Origin of the sequence: Paenibacillus sp. B1-35 (assembly GCF_050474385.1) — a bacterium.
Lineage (GTDB): Bacteria > Bacillota > Bacilli > Paenibacillales > Paenibacillaceae > Paenibacillus_B > Paenibacillus_B alvei.
The window spans coordinates 350,120-370,749 of record NZ_JBCHVJ010000001.1 but is presented as its reverse complement, the minus strand read 5'-3'; the positions used below and the strand labels follow the sequence as shown (position 1 = coordinate 370,749).

General features: G+C 47.5%; 13 protein-coding genes, 1 pseudogene and 1 other annotated feature. Of the genes and pseudogenes, 8 read left to right on the top strand and 6 right to left on the bottom strand.

Translation table 11 applies throughout. The features are described 5' to 3' along the window. Positions 1 to 62: 62 nt before the first annotated feature. Positions 63 to 401, top strand: a pseudogene (locus ACQ5BJ_RS01745) (spermidine synthase); the annotation flags it as partial. A gap of 129 nt (positions 402 to 530) precedes the next feature. Here ACQ5BJ_RS01745 and ACQ5BJ_RS01740 read toward each other — a convergent pair. From ACQ5BJ_RS01740 to ACQ5BJ_RS01730, 3 genes are all read right to left on the bottom strand, one after another. Beyond that, positions 531 to 4,997: a collagen-like protein gene (locus ACQ5BJ_RS01740; protein ID WP_430113380.1), complete on the bottom strand. Its 4,467-nt coding sequence runs from the start codon at positions 4,995 to 4,997 to the stop codon at positions 531 to 533. 42 nt (positions 4,998 to 5,039) lie between these two features. Next, positions 5,040 to 5,531, bottom strand: coding sequence for a DUF3888 domain-containing protein (locus ACQ5BJ_RS01735; RefSeq protein WP_268593595.1), 492 nt, complete (start codon positions 5,529 to 5,531; stop codon positions 5,040 to 5,042). A 194-nt stretch (positions 5,532 to 5,725) separates the two neighbouring features. Then, positions 5,726 to 6,475, bottom strand: a complete 750-nt coding sequence (locus tag ACQ5BJ_RS01730; RefSeq protein ID WP_430108060.1) for an SDR family NAD(P)-dependent oxidoreductase — start codon at positions 6,473 to 6,475, stop codon at positions 5,726 to 5,728. Between the two features lie 164 nt (positions 6,476 to 6,639). Here ACQ5BJ_RS01730 and ACQ5BJ_RS01725 point away from each other — a divergent pair, with 164 nt between their 5' ends. The 6 genes from ACQ5BJ_RS01725 (at position 6,640) to ACQ5BJ_RS01700 (ending at position 14,269) form a co-directional block, all read left to right on the top strand. Further along, positions 6,640 to 7,524, top strand: a complete 885-nt coding sequence (locus tag ACQ5BJ_RS01725; protein WP_005549205.1) for a LysR family transcriptional regulator — start codon at positions 6,640 to 6,642, stop codon at positions 7,522 to 7,524. A 117-nt stretch (positions 7,525 to 7,641) separates the two neighbouring features. Beyond that, positions 7,642 to 7,837 (top strand) — a binding site (T-box leader). 97 nt (positions 7,838 to 7,934) lie between these two features. After that, the gene (gene nhaC / locus ACQ5BJ_RS01720; RefSeq protein ID WP_430108057.1) at positions 7,935 to 9,359 is read left to right on the top strand and encodes a Na+/H+ antiporter NhaC; all 1,425 of its coding nucleotides are present in this window, start codon (positions 7,935 to 7,937) and stop codon (positions 9,357 to 9,359) included. Then, positions 9,352 to 10,215: an MBL fold metallo-hydrolase gene (locus tag ACQ5BJ_RS01715; protein WP_005549207.1), complete on the top strand. Its 864-nt coding sequence runs from the start codon at positions 9,352 to 9,354 to the stop codon at positions 10,213 to 10,215. The genes nhaC and ACQ5BJ_RS01715 overlap by 8 nt, the downstream gene beginning before the upstream one ends. Positions 10,216 to 10,480: 265 nt before the next feature. After that, positions 10,481 to 11,590, top strand: a complete 1,110-nt coding sequence (locus ACQ5BJ_RS01710) for a GerAB/ArcD/ProY family transporter (RefSeq protein WP_005549208.1) — start codon at positions 10,481 to 10,483, stop codon at positions 11,588 to 11,590. Continuing rightward, entirely contained in the window at positions 11,577 to 13,082 is a 1,506-nt protein-coding gene (locus ACQ5BJ_RS01705) for a spore germination protein (RefSeq protein ID WP_430108053.1), read from the top strand. The genes ACQ5BJ_RS01710 and ACQ5BJ_RS01705 overlap by 14 nt, the downstream gene beginning before the upstream one ends. Then, entirely contained in the window at positions 13,079 to 14,269 is a 1,191-nt protein-coding gene (locus ACQ5BJ_RS01700; protein WP_430108051.1) for a Ger(x)C family spore germination protein, read from the top strand. The genes ACQ5BJ_RS01705 and ACQ5BJ_RS01700 overlap by 4 nt, the downstream gene beginning before the upstream one ends. Positions 14,270 to 14,311: 42 nt before the next feature. Here the strand turns inward: ACQ5BJ_RS01700 and ACQ5BJ_RS01695 are convergent, their stop codons facing one another. Both ACQ5BJ_RS01695 and ACQ5BJ_RS01690 read right to left on the bottom strand, forming a co-directional pair. Next, the gene (locus ACQ5BJ_RS01695) at positions 14,312 to 16,741 is read right to left on the bottom strand and encodes an endo-beta-N-acetylglucosaminidase (RefSeq protein ID WP_289355415.1); all 2,430 of its coding nucleotides are present in this window, start codon (positions 16,739 to 16,741) and stop codon (positions 14,312 to 14,314) included. A gap of 363 nt (positions 16,742 to 17,104) precedes the next feature. Beyond that, on the bottom strand, positions 17,105 to 17,692 hold the full coding sequence (locus ACQ5BJ_RS01690) for a TetR/AcrR family transcriptional regulator (protein WP_430108048.1): 588 nt from the start codon (positions 17,690 to 17,692) through the stop codon (positions 17,105 to 17,107). A gap of 278 nt (positions 17,693 to 17,970) precedes the next feature. Between ACQ5BJ_RS01690 and ACQ5BJ_RS01685 the strand changes: the two genes are divergently transcribed. Continuing rightward, the gene (locus ACQ5BJ_RS01685) at positions 17,971 to 19,173 is read left to right on the top strand and encodes an MFS transporter (protein WP_430109404.1); all 1,203 of its coding nucleotides are present in this window, start codon (positions 17,971 to 17,973) and stop codon (positions 19,171 to 19,173) included. Positions 19,174 to 19,312: 139 nt separating this feature from the next. Here the strand turns inward: ACQ5BJ_RS01685 and ACQ5BJ_RS01680 are convergent, their stop codons facing one another. Then, positions 19,313 to 20,521 (bottom strand): MFS transporter, encoded by a 1,209-nt coding sequence (locus ACQ5BJ_RS01680; RefSeq protein ID WP_430108046.1) that lies wholly within the window; start codon positions 20,519 to 20,521, stop codon positions 19,313 to 19,315. Positions 20,522 to 20,630 lie beyond the last annotated feature (109 nt).

Sequence of the window (20,630 nt, the reverse complement as noted above, 5' to 3'; positions counted from 1 at the left end):
CAGCTATCAATATATGGGGCTGAAGTTGAAGACGCTGACATTGTCAATCAGGGGCCCGTGTAGATATAAGCGGTACGGATAACACATTCGACGTCATCGTTGTCGATTGCTATTCACAGCAAATTTACATTCCTGCTCATTTATCGACCGTGCAGTTTTGTGGCACTCTTCGGTCGCATATAAGTCCAAATGGACTTATTGCCTTAAATGTGAACGTGACAACACCCGATTCACCACTGCTCTTAGCAATAGTTAAGACTATCAAGCAAGTATTTCCCACTACATACATTGTGAAATTCTCCGGGCAATTCAATTATATAATTGTTGGTGCCATACATCCGCTACAAATAGAAAATCTTGCTGACAGATTCGATGGTTTTCGGCTCTATTCCGGACCGTAATAGTTGTATATAAGCAAAGCCACTATACAGAAGAACTGATTGTTCAAGTACAGTGGCTTATATTTATTATTCAGCATATCTGAGATAAGATTCTTTTCAAAATTAATGCAACGGAGTAATAGTGTGTTTTTAAGAAGTAGTTGTGAAGAAAACCGTATAGACAGCGCTTTGGGTAATATTAGGCGAAGAGTAGAGTGATATCGCATTATTCCTTACTACTGTATTACCAGGTACTACACTAGTCCACGTTACTGTTGCCGGTGCCGTTAAAAGTGTTGGGTTATATACGTATACTGGTTGTGAACCAATATCTGTAGATCGGATAGAAAACACGACAGTTCCAGTTATTGGTGCTGTGGTTGTTATCGTTATCGTTGATAGGATATTACTTGGAGATGGGGAAGTAGCATTATTTGCAACGTCAACACAAATTTGAAATAAATATGCGCCTGCTTGTAAATTGTTTACATTAATTGAACCTGAAAAACCAGACACATTTCCTGTACCGAGTACAACATATGGAATTGTATTGGATACTGCGCCAGGAGAGCCGGAAATCCGCTGAAACCCTGAGTTGGCTCCCCCAAATAAAATAGCTTTTGTAGAAACCGAGGCGGCCGGTCCAGTCGCTCCCGTTACTCCGGTTATTCCCGTGGCTCCTGTATTGCCTGTTGCTCCGGTCGCTCCCGTGGCTCCCGTATTGCCTGTTGCTCCGGTCGCTCCCGTGGCTCCGCTTGCTCCCGTGGCTCCTGTGCTGCCTGTTGCTCCCGTTACTCCGCTTGCTCCCGTGGCTCCTGTACTGCCTGTTGCTCCGGTCGCTCCCGTTGCTCCGCTTGCTCCCGTGGCTCCGGTGCTGCCTGTTGCTCCGGTCGCTCCCGTTACTCCGCTTGCTCCCGTGGCTCCGGTGCTGCCTGTTGCTCCGGTCGCTCCCGTTACTCCGCTTGTTCCCGTGGCTCCTGTACTGCCTGTTGCTCCGGTCGCTCCCGTTACTCCGCTTGTTCCCGTGGCTCCGGTGCTGCCTGTTGCTCCGGTCACTCCCGGTGCTCCTGCGGTCCCAGTTGCTCCTGTTGCCCCAGTGCTACCAGTCACTCCCGGTTCTCCTACGGATCCAGTTGCTCCTGTCGCTCCGGTCGTTCCCGGTTCTCCGGCGGCCCCAGTTGCACCAGTCGTTCCCGTACTACCAGTCACTCCTGGTTCTCCTGCGGCTCCAGTTGCTCCTGTTGCTCCGGTGCTTCCCGTTACTCCTGGTTCACCCGCGATCCCAGTTGCTCCTGTTGCTCCGGTGCTTCCCGTCACTCCCGGTTCTCCTACGGATCCAGTTGCTCCTGTCGCTCCGGTTGTTCCCGGTTCTCCGGCGGCCCCAGTTGCACCAGTCGTTCCCGTACTACCAGTCACTCCTGGTTCTCCTGCGGCTCCAGTTGCTCCTGTTGCTCCGGTGCTTCCTGTCACTCCTGGTTCTCCTGCGACTCCTGTTGCTCCTGTTGCCCCAGTGCTTCCCGTCACTCCCGGTTCTCCCGCGGCTCCGGTTGCTCCCGTGCTTCCGGTCACTCCCGGTTTTCCGGCGGTTCCAGTTGCTCCGGTGCTTCCCGTTACTCCCGGTTCTCCTGCGGCTCCTGTTGCTCCTGTTACCCCAGTGCTTCCGGTCACTCCCGGTTCTCCTGCGGCTCCAGTTGCTCCGGTCGCCCCGGTGCTTCCCGTCACTCCTGGTTCTCCTGCGGCTCCAGTTGCTCCGGTCGCTCCCGTTACTCCTGGTTCACCCGCGATCCCAGTTGCTCCTGTCGCTCCGGTGCTTCCGGTCACTCCCGGTTCTCCTACGGATCCAGATGCTCCTGTCGCTCCGGTCGTTCCCGGTTCTCCGGCGGCCCCAGTTGCACCAGTCGTTCCCGTACTACCAGTCACTCCTGGTTCTCCTGCGGCTCCAGTTGCTCCTGTCGCTCCGGTGCTTCCGGTCACTCCCGGTTCTCCTACGGATCCAGATGCTCCTGTCGCTCCGGTCGTTCCCGGTTCTCCGGCGGCCCCAGTTGCACCAGTCGTTCCCGTACTACCAGTCACTCCTGGTTCTCCTGCGGCTCCAGTTGCTCCTGTTGCTCCGGTGCTTCCCGTCACTCCCGGTTCTCCTACGGATCCAGTTGCACCAGTCGTTCCCGTACTACCAGTCACTCCTGGTTCTCCTGCGGCTCCAGTTGCTCCTGTTGCTCCGGTGCTTCCCGTCACTCCCGGTTCTCCTACGGATCCAGTTGCTCCTGTCGCTCCGGTTGTTCCCGGTTCTCCGGCGGCCCCAGTTGCACCAGTCGTTCCCGTACTACCAGTCACTCCTGGTTCTCCTGCGGCTCCAGTTGCTCCGGTCGCCCCAGTGCTTCCCGTCACTCCCAGTTCTCCTGTTGCTCCTGTTGCTCCTGTTGCCCCGGTGCTTCCCGTCACTCCCGGTTCTCCTGCGGCTCCTGTCGCTCCGGTGCTTCCTGTCACTCCTGGTTCTCCAGTTGCTCCTGTTGCCCCAGTGCTTCCCGTCACTCCCGGTTCTCCCGCGGCTCCTGTTGCTCCCGTGCTTCCGGTCACTCCCGGTTCTCCGGCGGTTCCAGTTGCTCCGGTGCTTCCCGTTACTCCCGGTTCTCCTGCGGCTCCAGTTGCTCCGGTCGCCCCGGTGCTTCCCGTCACTCCTGGTTCTCCTGCGGCTCCAGTTGCTCCTATTGCTCCGGTCGCTCCCGTTACTCCTGGTTCACCCGCGATCCCAGTTGCTCCTGTCGCTCCGGTGCTTCCGGTCACTCCCGGTTCTCCTACGGATCCAGTTGCTCCTGTCGCTCCGGTCGTTCCCGGTTCTCCGGCGGCCCCAGTTGCACCAGTCGTTCCCGTACTACCAGTCACTCCTGGTTCTCCTGCGGCTCCAGTTGCTCCTGTTGCTCCGGTGCTTCCCGTCACTCCCGGTTCTCCTACGGATCCAGTTGCTCCTGTCGCTCCGGTCGTTCCCGGTTCTCCGGCGGCCCCAGTTGCACCAGTCGTTCCCGTACTACCAGTCACTCCCGGTTCTCCTGCGGCTCCGGTTGCTCCGGTTGCCCCAGTGCTTCCCGTAACTCCCGGTTCTCCTGCGGTTCCAGTTGCTCCTGTCGCTCCGGTCGTTCCCGGTTCTCCTGCGGCCCCAGTTGCACCAGTCGTTCCCGTACTACCAGTCACTCCCGGTTCTCCTGCGGCTCCAGTTGCTCCGGTTGCCCCAGTGCTTCCCGTCACTCCCGGTTCTCCTGCGACTCCTGTTGCTCCTGTTGCCCCGGTGCTTCCCGTCACTCCCGGTTCTCCTGCGACTCCTGTTGCTCCAGTTGCTCCGGTGCTTCCCGTTACTCCCGGTTCTCCTGCGACTCCTGTTGCTCCGGTGCTTCCCGTTACTCCCGGTTCTCCTGCGGCTCCAGTTCCTCCGGTGCTTCCGGTCACTCCCGGTTCACCTGCGGCTCCTGTTGCTCCGGTGCTTCCGGTCACTCCTGGTTCACCCGCAATCCCAGTTGCTCCTGTCGCCCCGGTGCTTCCGGTCACTCCCGGTTCTCCGGCGGCTCCTGTTGCTCCGGTTGCCCCGGTGCTTCCCGTCACTCCCGGTTCTCCGGCGGCTCCTGTCGCTCCCGTGCTTCCCGTTACTCCCGGTTCTCCGGCGGTTCCAGTTGCTCCTGTTGCCCCGGTACTTCCTGTCACTCCCGGTGCTCCTGCGGCTCCCGTTGCTCCCGTTGCTCCGGTGCTTCCCGTCACTCCCGGTTCTCCGGCGGTTCCAGTTGCTCCTGTTGCCCCGGTACTTCCTGTCACTCCCGGTGCTCCTGCGGCTCCCGTTGCTCCCGTTGCTCCGGTGCTTCCCGTCACTCCCGGTTCTCCTGCCGCTCCGGTTGCTCCTGTCGCCCCGGTGCTTCCCGTCACTCCCGGTTCTCCTGCGACTCCTGTTGCTCCGGTGCTGCCTGTTGGTCCAGTTGGACCTGTTGGGCCCGTCACACCATTGTCATACCAATATTCAGCTATTTGGTAAATATCAGCAACGAAGGCTAAACCCACCTCTCCCTGCAAATGATTCATAACCTGGAAAGTAAACAGAAAACGAGAGCCAGGAAGGACAAACTCAGGATTAAATGACACTGAAACCGAATAAAATCGAACATTCTGCCAAGGAACCCCCTCCTTGATAGATTCCAAGTCCGAGGGGATTGCCACAAGTTCAACATTTAAATCATCCGGGAAATTTGGAACCACTGGATTTCCAAAAGCATCGATTAACGTAATGCGCATATTGCTAGGCTGATTACAAAATAAAGTAAAAAAAATCAGATAAGAAAGTTCATCCGTTCCTTCAACAATAGGTAAAGGTACAGATGCTGCGGCAAAACTGTATCCCTTCCCTGACTTATCGCCTTGCTTGGCCCAAACAAACATTGGGCCCGTAACCTGTTGAAACCACACATTATTGTCATTATTGAAGGATTCAAATTGAGGCCAAATGCCATTTACATTTCCAATGTTTACAGCGTTCGGGGGGGTGCCAGTGATTAATAATACTACAGCCTCGCCAACAGAATCAGCGACAAAAACATTCTTATTGCTGCTAGCAATTCGTTGTAAAGGTGTAATTGTCATTCGCAGTACCTCTCCAATCAAAACCAACCAAATATCATAACATCATATGTGCGTATCACTATTTTGCAACAGTGATGTTGTAGAACTAAATTTTATTCGTAAAATATGCTGCCAATTTGGTGGAAGCTCGTTCGTTTCAATGTGCGAATAACTGTTTATTTTTACAGTGCTCAGAAGGAGCGGTGACAATTCGAGGGTGATTCGATCCTTCCCCACCGCAATATGCGGTCCAACGACCGGTTGAACCTCAAACATAATAAGGAAGTCATACCTTCGGTTCATTGAAGCTCTCGCTGCCTCTATAATGTTGATTTCATAGGGATATACGATGGGGTTGGTCGTCAATATCTTATCGTAATAGTTGTTGACAGCTTTCTGGATGTGCGGAAGCAGCATAAGTAACAGCATATCTTGATACAAAAGAGTATCAGTACTGGATGGGACGTGCCCATTGTGTGCGTATGTTTGTAAAGGCATAAAAAGTACAAAGAGCAATAGCGAAGAGATTGCAATTGCAGGCCACTTCTTTTTCATTGTCATCACCTCAAGGAAACTATCTCCCAAAAACAAGATAATTATGCTCCTTTTCGCTGTACCATCGCCTTTTATCGTGTATTCCTGAACTCATGCCGCAAGCGCTTCTCAATAACAAAACAAGCACCTTGATCCTTTATTTTAGGATGCGAGGTGCTTGTCCATTTATCAACATCTCATGTCAACGCAAAATATTATTTAAACGAAGCGTAGCCTTCATCCGCCATGACTACACTGCCGTTAATCGCGCTGGCCTCATCGAGGGATAGTAAGTATACCGTATCTGCAACTTGTTCCGGCAGGGTCAGCTTATTGCCAATGACCTTTGCCTTCATCGCATCGACCATGCCATTATCCTTGTATCCTTGAATGATTGGCGTGTCGACAGCGCCAGGTGCAACCGCCAGAACACGAATTCCATATGCAGAGAGCTCAAGTGCAGCCGATTTTGTCATCATGATAATAGCTCCCTTAGTCGCATGATAAGCGTATGTGCCGGGAGAAGCTAAAAATCCGAAGACAGAGGCAGTATTAATAATGACGCCCTTGATGCCCAATTCTCTCATTTTGCGCCCAGCAGCAATAATGCCGTAGGTCACACCGTGCTGATTGACATTAATGACATCATGATAATCTTTCAGATTCTGATCAAGTACAGGTGTAATCCGTCCAATCCCTGCATTGTTGAACATAACATCAATACGACCAAACGCTTCAACAGCCTTGTCCACTACCGCTTCTACATCCTCCAGCTTGGACACATCTGTTTTGACGAAGATTGCCTCTCCTCCTTGCTCCGTAATCAGCTTTACGACCTCATTGCCTGCTTGCTCATTGAAGTCGGCGACAATGACACGATCTCCTTTTCTAGCAAATTTCAAAGCCGTCTCTTTCCCAATTCCACTTGCGCCACCTGTAATAATAGCAACTCTTTTTTCAGTCATGTTCGTTTCCTCCTCTTTTGATTGTTATTCATGTACATATAGATATGAGGTTGTTCATTGACAGTTGTTTCTTGCTATGCCTATATTGTATCATTGTAATTTATTAACTAAAATTTATTTAATTTAATCTATAATTAAGAAATACTTAATTGAGGTGCATGATTATGAATATCGAACAGTTGGAAAACATTGTTGAGGTTGCCAAATCAGGCTCGCTGACCAAAGCCGCAGAGCAAGCGCACGTAACCCTTTCGGCAATCAGCCAATCTATTTCCCTGCTTGAATCAGAGCTTGGGATTCGCTTATTCCAGCGTGCCCGCGGACAAGGAGCGGTTCCAACGCCTGAAGGTCAAGTGATTATTCGCATTGCAAATGAAGCACTCATGAAAATCAATGAGTTAAAAAAAGAGGCGCAGTTTTATAGCAACACGATAAGCGGACAATTGCGAATTGCAACCATCCCAGGCCCCATGCATCTGCTGATTGACGTCATTTCCAGCTTCAAGCGTGATTTCCCGGGCGTTAAAATCGAAATAATGGAAAAAGGACCAAAAGAAATATTAGATCTCATAAAGCAGGATAAAATTGATATTGGCTTGATTGCATTATCGGAAAGCCTGCTCCAGCAGCAGCGCAATGTAACGTTTCAGAAGCTGCTAGAAGGTAAGCTGGTCGTAGGTGTCAATCAACAATCTCCCCTGCGTTGGGAACAAGCTCTAACACCTGAAAAACTGATCAATCAAACGTTCGTTCTCTATGATGATGAGCATATTCGGAACTTTATGACCCAGTTCATTGAAGTGTACGGGGAGGCTGACATCTTGTTTATCAGCAACAATACACAAGCAATTCATAATGCGGTAAAAGAAGGAATTGGAGTGACCATCGGGATTGATTACTCCTTCAAGGAAGATGGTCTGCATATCATCCCCTTAGCGCTGGAAATACCGAGTATAGAGCGATTTTATTATGGCTGGGTTCACGCTTCGGATAAGCATATTTCACAAGTGGCGAAGCGTTTTTTGAATCGATTGAAATCAGAGCTATAGCAAAGATAACAGAAAAATACGGTTGACAAACGTTTCAAGAGGACTATAATGTGATTTATCACATGAAAGCCCAAAAGCAAGAAAGCAAGAAAGTCAAAAAGCAAAACAGTAGAATATCAAAAAGCGTTGAACTAATACAGTAGCTGTCTGTGGCGGAAAATCAGAGACTTGGTGGTTGGTGCGAACTAAGCCGGGGCATGCAGCGAATTACAATTAGGGAGCTGACTTGCGTCCGGCAATGCCGTTATAGATTAAGTGAACAAAAGCTTATTTTTGTTAATCAGGGTGGTACCGCGGAACTTCCGTCCCTATGTGGGATGGAGGTTCTTTTTTATTTTATAGAGATTGTTCAACAAGTCGACTTATGAACATGAACCATTACATCTACGATATAAAGGAGTGAAACGAACATGAAAAGACAAGTATCCATTGGTCTAGCGCTATTGCCTATTTTTGCGCTAATCGCTGCGGGAGCTGCCTCTATCTCTATTTGGAAAGCTGGCATGTTCATCCCATTAATAATTGGCATCATCTTCACCGTTCTTGTAGGGGTGATTAGCGGATATAAATGGAGCGAGCTGCAGGACATGATGGTAAATGGCGTAGCTAAAGCTTTGCCTGCGATATTCATCTTACTTGTCATTGGGATGATCGTCGGGACATGGATTGCAAGTGGGGTTATTCCTACTATGATCTACTACGGTTTATCATTTATTCATCCCTCTTTCTTCGTTCCGGCTGTAGCTGTCGTTACAGGCATCATTGCCATTACGCTTGGCAGTTCCTTCACTTCGATTGCAACGATTGGGCTGGCATTCATGGTCATCGGTGAAGGAATGGGATTCTCCCCTGGCTTGATTGCGGGCGCGGTTATTTCAGGAGCATTTTTCGGCGATAAGCTATCGCCTTTATCGGATACGACGAATATTGCACCAGCTATGGCAGAAACTGACTTGTTTAGTCATGTGCGCCATATGCTGTGGGATACGATCCCCGCATTTGCTATCGCCGTTGCTTTATACGCACTAGTTGGCACACGCACGGCAGAGGGCGCGGTCGATACAGCCAATATCGATATGATCTTAAAAGGGATTCAACATTCATTCCTTATTCATCCCCTATTGCTATTGTTGCCGATTTTCACGATTTTCTTAATGATCAAAAAGCTTCCGGCTCTGCCAACATTGCTGTTGGTAGGCATTATTGGCGGTGTAATTTCCATTGTTGTGCAGGGAGACACAATCACATCGATGATCAACACGATGACGAATGGATTCCATGCGGAATCCGGAGTGAAGGCCGTTGATTCCTTGCTGAATCGAGGCGGGCTTGTCTCTATGCTGAATACGATTGGTCTGTTGACTATTGCTACTGCACTAGGTGGATTATTGGAAGGAACAAACATCTTTCATGCTCTTGTTCGGCCCATCGTTGCGAAGATCAAGACACCTGGCTCGTTAATTGCGACGACACTTGCGTCCACCTTCCTTGTTGCCTTTGCCAGCGGAGCGCAATTTCTGGCGATTATTTTACCGACAAGAACCTTTGTACAAACATATAAGGACATGAACATTGACACGAAAAATTTATCCCGATGTGTAGAAGCAGCCGGCACAGTTGGCATCACCTTAGTTCCATGGGGCGTACCTGCCGTATTTGCTGCCAACATGCTGGGGGTAAGCGCGGAGCAATTTATTCCTTACATTTTCTTCGCGTTCCTCGCCCCGCTTATCAATTTATTGTACGGATTAACAGGTTGGACTATCGTGAAGAAGGAATACTCTGTACGCTCAGTTCAAATGAATGTGACTGCAGGAGGAATCGGTCATGAATGAAGTCATCGTTAATATCGTCGGCACTGCACAAGATGCAGGTGTGCCGCATCCCAATTGCTTTTGTCAGCACTGTATGAATGCATTGCAGCATGGGACTCGCAGGTATGCAGCTTCCTTAGCCATTATCGAACCGGAGCGCAAGCAATGGCATCTTATTGATGCTACACCAGACATGCGTGAGCAGATGGCTCATATTCAAAGGAAGTACAATCTTCAAGGGACGATTATGAATACAATTTGGCTAACACACGCCCATATCGGCCACTATCCTGGATTAATGTTCTTGGGAAGAGAAGCCATTGGCGCGAAAGATGTTCCTGTCTTCTGTGGAGAGAAAATGAAGCAGATGCTGGAAAGCCATGCTCCATGGTCACAATTAGTAGAATTGAACAATATTCAATTGAGCCCTATCCAGCATGAACAGCAGGAGCAGATGTCGCCTTCTGTTCGCATTACGCCGATCGAGGTTCCCCATCGCAATGAGCTATCTAAAACGTTCGGTTTTTGGATTGAAGGGCCCACTCGCAAGCTGCTATATATTCCAGACATTGATCGTTGGGATGAGTGGGATCGCGACATTTATGACATGGCGAAGGAAGCAGATATTTGCTTATTAGATGGCACGTTCCACTCGATCGAGGAGATTGAACGCATGGGCCGCAATTATAAAGAAATCCCCCATCCTGTTATGACAGAAACAATGGATCGATTGCAGGGCTTGGCGGAGCATACAGAGATTTATTTTACACATTTTAATCACACGAATCCTGTCAACGACCGAGCGAGCGCATTTACGAATCTTGTTCAGGAGCGAGCATTTTATATCGCTGAAGATGGGATGGAGCTTAAATTATAAATTGTTGGACGTTCAACAGCACTGCCTTTCTGCAAAGATAAGAAGGCGGTGCTGTTTTTTTATAATCTGACATTCCAGTGCAGGCAGGATCCATTTTTCTGGTATAGGAGGCTTCTTATTTAACGCCGATACCGCATTCATAATATAGGGTTAAACATAGGAGGAAACATGGATGAATTTCTTAACTATGACTCAAAATAATGGTTATACATGATTGAATTGACTACAGATTTGACTAGAGATCGAACAAAGGAGAACAAACATCATGCCGCGTCATTCTATCACCTTTCTGCAAGCCTGCTTTATTGTCATCTTGTCAACAGGTCTAATGAATCACGTTACTATCATTCCTGTTCTGCTGCGTGAAGCGCACAAAGACGGTTGGGTCAGTGTACTGATTGCACTCGTACTCACCTTATGCTGGATTCCGCTCCTTCTGTTTACTGTTCGAGCCAAACCGGATCGTCCCCTCCCCTTGTTCTCATGGGTTTATTCACTGGGTGGCAGCTTTGCTGCATGGTTGGTTACGATTTTGATGATTGCGTATTTGCTTTTTTCGGCATTTGTTACGTTGGAAGACACAGTAACATGGACTAAAATATCGTATTTGCCCACCACCCCGACAACTGTAATCGCAGGTGTATTGATTTTATTGTCGCTCTTCAGCGCCTTAATTGGCATACAATCAATTGCAATTTGCGCTGGTATTCTTTTTCCGGTCGTCATCATTCTCGGATATGTTGTGATGAGTGCCAATTTTCAATACAAGGATTATTCCCTCATTTTCCCGATGTTGGAGCATGGGTTTACTCCCATTATAAATGGGCTGATTCTAATTGGAGCTGGAATGGCCGAGCTGCTTCTTATTATCTTCTTACTGCCGCATATGTCAAATAAACCTCGATTTTGGGGGATGTCTACACTGGCGATCATTCTAGCCGGCCTTACAATTGGCCCTTATCTAGGCTCAATAGCCAACTTCGGAATTGAAAATGCTTCTTACATGCGGTATCCAGCTTTCGAGCAGTGGAGAATTGTAACCGCGGGCAAGTACATTGAGCATCTCGATTTTTTATCGATCTATCAATGGATATCCGGTTCATTCATCCGCATATCGTTGGCCCTGTTCCTCATTATAGACACCATTCCTCATCGCGAAAATCACACGAGAGTTGGTATTGGTGTATTGGTGGCTGTATTATTATGCTTTGCTGTTGTTGCTTATCGAGATGACATTCAATTCGTCAATCTGTTAAGAAACATCTATTTCCCAAGCGTCACTTATGTACTTGTATTTCTGTCCGTAATACTCGCTTTTCTCACCTACTACAGACAGTACAGATACAATGGAGGGATCATTCGTGAAACCAAATAAAACGTTGAATCAGAAACTTGATGTTCAATCAACTGAAAACCAGCCGCTTACCCTTCAACAGTTGTTTCGATCATTGGAGAATTGCGCAGATGTTCAGAAGAAAACGTATTCATTTGGATCAAGCACTCGTTCGTACACTGTATCCTTCATCTATTGCGAAGGATTGGCTGACATTAAACAGTTGAATCAATATGTGATTCCGCTGTTAAAAGCCAATCTAGAGGGTGCCAATTCGCTTCACGATCTATTTCACAATAACTTATTGGCACTCCAGCCTATCGATGCTAAGAATCGTGTGCAAGCCGTGGAGACATTGTTGTTTGCCGGGCATCTCATTATCGAATTCAAAGAATTGAGCGCCTACTATTCTCTCGATATTGCAGATCCGCCCAATCGAGCTCCTGAAGAATCCAATACGGAAATATCCATAAAAGGCCCGAAGGATGGGTTTACGGAGAACTGTGCGGTGAACATTGCGCTTATCCGCAAGCGCTTGCGAACCCGCTCTTTGAAATGCGAATCCTTTGTGATTGGGGTCCGCAGCCAAACTAAAGTTTCCTTGCTCTACATTGAGGATATAGCGAATCCAAGCATGATGCGTGATATTAAGCAACGCATCGAAGCAATCGATACAGATGCAATCGTAAGCGGCTCACAGCTTGGTGAAGCGCTTGGCGACTCGCCTTATTCCTTGTTCCCTTTGCTCGATTACATTGGAAGACCCGATTACGCTGTACAATCCCTCGTAAGAGGAAGATTCATTATTATTGTAGAGGGAATGCCTAGTGTGCTGATTGGCCCAGCTAACTTAGTATTAACCTTGAAATCGCCGGAAGATATTCATTTTCCGTATTTTTTCGTAGCATTTCAAAGACTGCTGCGAATAATCGGCTTACTTATCTCTATCTATATGCCTGGGTTTTGGATTGCATTAATTGCCTTTAATTTAGAACAGCTTCCGTTCCCTCTTTTGGCAACGGTAACGAACTCTCGCTTAGGACTTCCACTGTCCGCTCCTATGGAAATGATATTGATGCTTGGGCTATTTGAGATATTCCGTGAGGCAGGCATTCGATTGCCAAAGGCAGTTGGGCAGACGATTGCCGTCGTAGGTGGACTAATTGTCGGAGATGCTTCGATCCGAGCAGGTCTCAGCTCTCCGACTACGCTTGTCGTAGCGGCAGTTACTGCTGTAGCTACCTTTACTTTGGTTAACCAGTCGCTGAGCGGCACGGTAAGTATATTGCGTCTCTTTGTGCTAATCGTTTCTTCCATACTTGGCATGTACGGCTTCTTTATTTCTGTCATGGCCATACTGGTCTATTTATCGTCACTGCATTCATTTGGCATGCCCTACTTATCGCCACTGTCACCGCCTATTTTCGGGGATATGCTGAAATCGCTTCTTGCATTGCCTGTCAAGATTGTGAACCGACGTCCCATTATGCTCCGAACAACTGACAAGACTCGCGAAGGAAAGGAGCCAAAATGAGCTTATTTTATCATGAAGGAGAGAGATCTCTATACAGGAGCAGAAAACAACGATTATGGCTGCTTGTCAGCATCCTGTCTCTGGTTCTACCACTTGCAGGCTGTTGGGACATTAAAAATGTCCAGGATATGAACTATGTTACTGCTTTGGGCATTGATTATGTTAATGGTAAATATATCGTGTACACGAACTCGCTGGAGTTCACCAATGTAGCGAAGCAGGAAGGAACCAGAAGCCCGAGCAAACCGCCGACATGGATCGGGAAGGGAGAAGGATACACACTTGATTCAGCGGTAAATGACATATATGCCGCTTCTACCCTGCAAGTCATTTGGGATCATACGACTGTACTCATCTTCAGTGAGCGTGCCTTGCATAAGGACGTAAATAAGATGATTGATTCCCTTCTTCGTTTTTCAGGAATTCGATATACACCATGGGTGTACGGCACCAAAATTCCGATCGCTGACCTATTCGCGGTAACGCCTCCGTTTAATTTGTCGCCCATCGCGTCTATGCTATATGCCCCGGATGAAATATTGAAGCAGCAGACCAACATTCCTCCGCTGCAGCTGCTAAAAATGGTCGCACTGCTGAATGAGCCGGGATGTACTGTATTATTGCCCAGCCTTTCACTCAACAATGAGGAATGGATGAAGGACAAAAAAACAATTAGTCAGCACGAACTCAATGGAGTATTCGTCCTTCAAAACGGAAAGTACAAAAATTGGTTGACGCAGGAAGAAGTATTAGGATTGAGGTGGCTGTCAAATCAAATTCATAATATACATATAGGAGTCGGGCGTCCAACCAGCCCTGATGCGATACTTACAATAAATAAACATAAAGTATCCGTTAATGTGTCGCTGCATGGCGAAGTCCCCAAGTTCAACCTCGTAATTGATGTCCGCAGCTCTGTCGAAGAAATTGCCGATAATGCAACCGAAGAAGCTATCATCGCAGCGGCAAAGGAAAAAGTAAGGAATGATGTACAACAAACATTTCAACAGGGGTTGAATAGAAACCTTGACATTTATTCGTTGCAAAATCATGTTTATCGCAAGTACCTCTCCATTTGGAAAAAAAACAAAAATGGTTCCCTGCTGCAGCTCGCGCCCAACTCTCTTGAACGGATTGACGTCCGCGTCCAGATAGAGGATTCTGGGATGATTCGTCTGAACCGTTAACCAAAGCCCTGACAACCTGTTTGTTGTCAGGGCTCGCTTGTATTATTGAAGCTGCTGTCCCCACACCTCAAACTCATAGATGCGAGCTGCTGTATCGGATTCCTGTGTCGCTTTCGTCACATTCAAACGCGCATAACGCGCTGACATCGGATCGATGCTATGCGTTGTTTTTCCCATCGTATTTCCCGTCACCTGAACAACATCCGTCCAGTTGGTTCCATCCTCGCTAAGCTGGATATTAAACTCTTTCGTGTTGAAGCTCGATGACTCACCGCCCTCTTGAGCATGCTTAATGATAAATTGATCGATGGAATAGACTGAACCCAGGTCGACTTGCAGCCAGTGCGGCTCGGAGCCGGTTGCACACCATTTGCTGTTGTTCGCTGTTGTGCCATCGAATGCCTTGGCAGGTGTCTCGCCTGGCACAAAGCTGTCTGCAGTCGCTGTCTGATTCAGTGCTAGATTCATCTTAGATGATGCCTGCTTCCATTGGAAACTGACTTGTGCTGCTGTACTGCGTGCCCCATTCTCCCCTAGCGCAACCACTTCCAGAGTCGTAGATTCTTCACCTCCAAGTCGGCTCATCGGTTGTGCATAATACGCAGTATTAGGCGTTGCGCCTATGAATTCCCGTGTGCCATCAGGCTTCACCCGATAGACCTCATACGCCTGAATCTTATCCCCTGAAGAAGGATTCCAGCTTAAACGCGCATCTGCTGTATTTCCAGAAAAATCAACATCCTCAATGGCCAAGCCCGTTACAGTCTCCGGTGCTGATGATGAACCAGCATTGCGAACAGATAATTGACCGATATTGATCGCATAGTTGCTGAGCGCATTCCCACTGTCGAACTTCAAGGACAACGCATCAATCGTGCGGCCGGCAAAGCTGCCCAGCGAGATGCTTTTTGTATTCCATGCGGAAGCTTCCCCATCGCCTACATCAAAGAACTCAAAATGCTCCGGATTATCGGCGAAGGATACACCAACCTTCATATTTGAAGCTGACTCCCCAGTCTTATATGTAACGGAGACTTCTGTATCGCTAGACACAGGCAGACTAGTTCTATACAGCTTCAAATGAGTAGCATTCTGCGGACTAAGTGCACCAGATACTTTGAGGGAGCTTCCGCCATAATACGCGTTGTTCCAATCAAAGCTTGGTTTCAGCGCTGTACCCGAGCTTTCCGCAATCCAACGCCATGTAGGAAGGATGTCTTGCAAGCTGCGGTTATTCCATTCCTTCGTGCTCATAATGTTGCCATCAACCGCAAATTGACTGCCATGCCCCGTATTGAAGTTAGTTGTAAAAGGCAACTGCTGTATCGATGATTTATCTGCAAAATAATTCGCAATTCCTTTCCAATTGGAAGAAGTCGCCGTATTGCGCGGATCACTATTCGGTCCTACCCAATATTTCATTTCCTTCGCGTAGAAATCATCATTATTGGAAGAGCTGCGATATGCCCAATCCGGACGATAGATGCCCAATGATGTAGCAGGTGCCTGATTGTTAGGGAAAATCCCTGACCAATTGACGTACGTATTGTAGCCATTCGCTTCTGTATCGATGCCGGCGTACAAATCATACGGATCTCGATTAAGACTGGCTGCTTTATTTTTGGAGTTTTGCAGCATGGATGCAGACCAGTTGAAGTTAAGGAACATACTGTCCGCCACCTTCTGCGCACCATTCTGCAAGAACATCTGATTTCTTGCATTCAATTCATTTTGCCAGCTAATACTTCCGCTGTTCGTCATTGAATCGTACCACATAACATGCATGCCGGATGGCTTATGAGTCTGCAAATACTGCATGAATTGCTGCATCTTCGCAGCATCAGCCGTATTGCCGCCCGACGTCTCTTGATTAATGAACCAGCCGTCAAAGCCAAAATAGCTTGCTGCCTCAAGCAGCTTGTCTGCTACCGGGAAGGAGCCATCCGGTTTTTGCTGCAGCATTTGCTGTACCCATTGATAGTTGCCCCCGTATACATTCGGTGGGAAAAAGATAGTTCCAAGAATCGGCACTCCGTTCTTATGGGACGCATCGATAATGTCCGCGCTCGGAGGTACGATAAGTCCTTCGGAAGCCGAGCCTCCCCAAAGCACCATCATATCGACATACTGCCAATATCCGAACGTATCCGCACGGAATTGACTGGATCCTTGAGACGGAACGCCGCTAGTATTGTCATTTAACGCAGACAAAGCAACAAGCCGCGATTGGGTCTGTGCATTCGGATTCACCTTCTGGCCGGTAAATCGCTCTGCAAGCGGAATCGTTCCCCGATTGAACTTCGCATCCTTGTCGGCTGTAGGGCTCCACTCTAGAAGTGTTGCCGGATGCCAATAAGAGGTGCGCGGCTGCTCCGCATGAGCAGTTGAAGCCATAATCGGCCCAAATGTAGATAGAGCAAGAAGCGAGGTGATGAGTAAAAGCTTCATTTTCTTTTTCATCGTGTTGACCACTATAAGTCTCCTCCTCGCACCATGAGGTGCTATATTCGAGTACAACTTAAATCTACTAGAAATGAAGCGCTTACATAAGTGTAAAAAACTTATATTCAATGTATAAACTATAGTGTGTTTGAATTGAAGTGCTGGTATTTATAAATATATTATCAAGATTGAAAACATACCTCCTTCAAAAATCCACGAGTTATCATTGCGATTGAGAGGATCAAATCGACGCCATATGACTTCGCAAGATTCGAAAAATACACGTTCGGTATAGATGTTGCTTTATCGCTGGCTTACGAGACCAATCCCCTCTTCTATTGGTCTTGCCACCTCTTTATCGTCTTTTAATGTAAATGACCGCAGCAGCTATCATTACTCTAAGCTTTGAAGGATAACATGTAAGGAATTGCGCATAAATAATTCATCCGGACGAGATTTCATCATAACGGTGACACCGATCAGCGAAATGACTAAAGCCTGTGCAATTGCCTTAGCGTTCATATCCGACTTCAGTTCCCCAGACTGTATTCCGCGTTCGATTGACTCCTGAAAAATGGCTGCGAGATACATTTGATGCTCCCTTGTCAGAACTTCAAATTTGGCGTCGTGAGGTGCAAGCTCAACCATTGTATTGATGCAAAAGCATCCTTTGCCGCTTCCCTCATGCAAATCGCTCCCTTCTTGAACAATGCTTTCGAATATGCTCCGGAACGCTTCTTTTACAGAGGGCTTATTCAACAACTGCGCGCGAATGCGGGCGGCATGAGCTTGTGTATATGTTCGCAGCGCAGCTTCGAACAAACCTATTTTATCCCCGAAAGCAGAATACAAACTTGGGCGTTGTATTCCCATATATGCGGTTAGATTGCTTAAGGAAGTTGCTTCATATCCTTTTTCCCAAAATAATTGCATCGCGGCATGCAGTGCTTTTTCCTCATCAAATTCACGCGGGCGGGCCATGTCCCTCCTCCTTTACTCTCTAAACTCTATTTACAGATCGTTTTTTGTCACGATGATGATAGAAGTAGAATAGATATATCATACCTAACGGTACAATAAAAATATACTATAGGACATGATCTGTCAAACGAAATATGATTTCAAGATCTATGTATTGAGCATTTTTCAGTTGATTTTCAGAAAAATATTGACAACTCACTTTTTAGCATGGTATTTTTCGGCTATATAACATACCGATCAGTACATAATAAAAATTATAATTAAAAGGAGTTGCAATGATGGGTACGAGTGCGCGAATATCTGAAGTTTCTTTATCCCGCTCCATTGTTCTTTTGCTTGCGACAGCGTGCGGCTTGGCCGTTGCCAATGTATATTATGCGCAGCCGTTATTGGACGCCATAGCTGGTGAATTTAGCATTAGGCATTCTACAATTGGGATCGTCATTACGATCACGCAGCTTAGTTACGCTGCTGGATTATTGTTATTGGTGCCACTGGGCGATATGATGAACCGGCGTAAGTTGATTTCTTTACAAATGCTTCTGTCTGTAGCAGCGCTTGTTGCAGTAGGGATTGCTCCGAACAGCACGATTTTGTTTATTGGCATGGCTTGCGTTGGATTGTTAGCGGTAGTGACACAGGTGCTTGTTGCCTATGCGGCGAATTTGGCCGGATCCTTCGAGCGCGGGCAAGTTGTCGGCGCCGTAACGAGCGGTGTTGTAATCGGCATTCTTCTTGCCCGGAGTGTAGCTGGCATTCTCACCGACATTGCAGGCTGGCGTTCGGTCTATCTTGTGTCTGCTGCCTTACTGCTCATCATGTCAATCACGTTATACAACATACTACCGCAACAAGATTCCATTCGTGCATCTCTGTCATACAAGCAGCTTCTTTATTCTGTCCTCACTTTATTTAAAGAGGAACCGATATTACGGATACGTGCCGTACTCGCCCTACTCATTTTTTCAGCATTCAGTATTTTATGGACATCGCTTGTTTTGCCATTGCGTATTCCTCCCTTGTCCCTCTCCCATAGTGCAATCGGAGCATTTGGGTTAGCCGGTGTGGCCGGAGCGATTGCAGCTGCACAAGCAGGACGCTGGGCCGATCGAGGATTAGGTCAACGTACGACTGGGGCGGCACTATTTCTGCTGTTTGCATCTTGGCTGCCGATTTCTTATGTAGATCAATCTTTGCTTGCGCTTATTGGCGGAATCATCCTGCTTGACTTTGCTGTTCAGGCCGTTCATGTTACCAATCAAAGCATGATATTAGCCGTTCGCCCCGAATCGCGAAGTCGCTTGACGGCCGGTTATATGATTTTCTATTCACTTGGCAGTGCATTAGGATCAATCGCATCAACGAATGTTTATGCAATTTGGGGTTGGAATGGCGTAAGCATATTGGGTGCCATAGTTAGTGCTATAGGAATTGTTTTTTGGTCACTGACACTGCGGTTCTCCGCTTCACGTTCATCTTAATAGTTTGCAATTCAAAAGAACCACTTTACATTTCTGCAACCTATCAATTGTACCTTCATTAACAACTTCTCTACGGCAGTTTTCTCGGCCAGCTATCCGAAAATCAATTCAGCCAAGGGAACTGCCGTAAGAGTTAACTTTATGATTGTTGTGAACCGCGTGAAACTCTGATTGCAAACAAGCCGGAAAGTGCGGCTACTATCCCACAAGCACATAAGATCAGAAATAAATTGATCCGTGCATGATTCATCACCAGTGCTGCAATCATTGGGCCGGCTGCCACGCCGACAAAGCGCATACTGCTGTACAAGGAACTAATCGTGCCTCTATGCTTCTTCTCAATGCTAGCGGTTATAAAGGAATCGAGACATGGCAAGGATGCTCCTATTCCGAGAAAGGCTGCGCTTAGCCAAATGAACAAGGGAACAACCGATGTCATCAGGATGCACATGCCAAGTCCTGCCGCTGTTAAAGCCAAACCGCACACAATGATCCATTTCATCGCGATTTTATTACTGCCTATGCATTTTCCGGCAATAAAAGAGGAAGAGCTTAATACGGCCAGAGGTATTGCTAGCAGCAAACCCTTTATTATTCCCTTATACCCATGCTTGTCTTCTAGCGTTTCTGATAAATAAAATAACGAGCTGAACAGCATGAACATGCAAAATCCACCGATAACAAATAGGGCGATTAGCCAACGCGAATTCTCTCGAATCAACTGCATCACTTGTTTTAAAAAGTCGCGAATGGGAATCGGTTCAGAATCAGATTCTTTGGGCTGCTTGACAAAAAAAAGAACGAGCAGGATCGAAATTAGACACAATACCGGAATGGCCCAAAAAGGAAGATGCCAAACGATCGCTACCAGGGCTGTCCCCAAAATAGGGCTTAATACTTTGCCGCATGTATTGGCCGTTTCGATAATGCCGAGACCGCTGCTCACATCTTTTTCACTGCTGAACATATCCCCTACTAAAGGCAGAACGATGGGCATTGCGCCAGCAGCGCCAATGCCCTGCAGAACCCTTCCCAATAAAATGACTGAATAAGAATGATCCATCCAGACCGCCGCTGCACCGCACACACCGCCTCCAATGCCTGTTATGAGAAGGCTGGGAATGATGACTGCCTTACGGCCAATGCGATCAGATAAATAGCCGGCAATAGGAATGAGGAAAATCGCCATGACCGAGTATACAGTAATGAGCAGACTTGTTTGGAACGAGCTAACCTTCAACTGTCTCCTGATTTCAGGCAATACAGGGATTAGCATTGAATTCCCTAAAGCCATTATCAATGGAATTGAAGAAAGTGCTAATAAGTCAAATCGTTTGTCAGCTTGCACTCGGGCACACCTCCGTGGGATATCCACGTCATTTTAGATTTATTTTACACTTATCCAAACTTTTTATTCTCTAATTCCGATAAAATTAAACGGATTTAAAGCATAGTCA

Excerpts from the sequence above, each read along its gene's own strand:
- ACQ5BJ_RS01740 (WP_430113380.1), bottom strand. The coding sequence starts at position 4,997 with ATGACAATTACACCTTTACAACGAATTGCTAGCAGCAATAAGAATGTT.
- ACQ5BJ_RS01735 (WP_268593595.1), bottom strand. The coding sequence starts at position 5,531 with ATGAAAAAGAAGTGGCCTGCAATTGCAATCTCTTCGCTATTGCTCTTT.
- ACQ5BJ_RS01730 (WP_430108060.1), bottom strand. The coding sequence starts at position 6,475 with ATGACTGAAAAAAGAGTTGCTATTATTACAGGTGGCGCAAGTGGAATT.
- ACQ5BJ_RS01725 (WP_005549205.1), top strand. The coding sequence starts at position 6,640 with ATGAATATCGAACAGTTGGAAAACATTGTTGAGGTTGCCAAATCAGGC.
- nhaC (WP_430108057.1), top strand. The coding sequence starts at position 7,935 with ATGAAAAGACAAGTATCCATTGGTCTAGCGCTATTGCCTATTTTTGCG.
- ACQ5BJ_RS01715 (WP_005549207.1), top strand. The coding sequence starts at position 9,352 with ATGAATGAAGTCATCGTTAATATCGTCGGCACTGCACAAGATGCAGGT.
- ACQ5BJ_RS01710 (WP_005549208.1), top strand. The coding sequence starts at position 10,481 with ATGCCGCGTCATTCTATCACCTTTCTGCAAGCCTGCTTTATTGTCATC.
- ACQ5BJ_RS01700 (WP_430108051.1), top strand. The coding sequence starts at position 13,079 with ATGAGCTTATTTTATCATGAAGGAGAGAGATCTCTATACAGGAGCAGA.
- ACQ5BJ_RS01690 (WP_430108048.1), bottom strand. The coding sequence starts at position 17,692 with ATGGCCCGCCCGCGTGAATTTGATGAGGAAAAAGCACTGCATGCCGCG.
- ACQ5BJ_RS01685 (WP_430109404.1), top strand. The coding sequence starts at position 17,971 with ATGGGTACGAGTGCGCGAATATCTGAAGTTTCTTTATCCCGCTCCATT.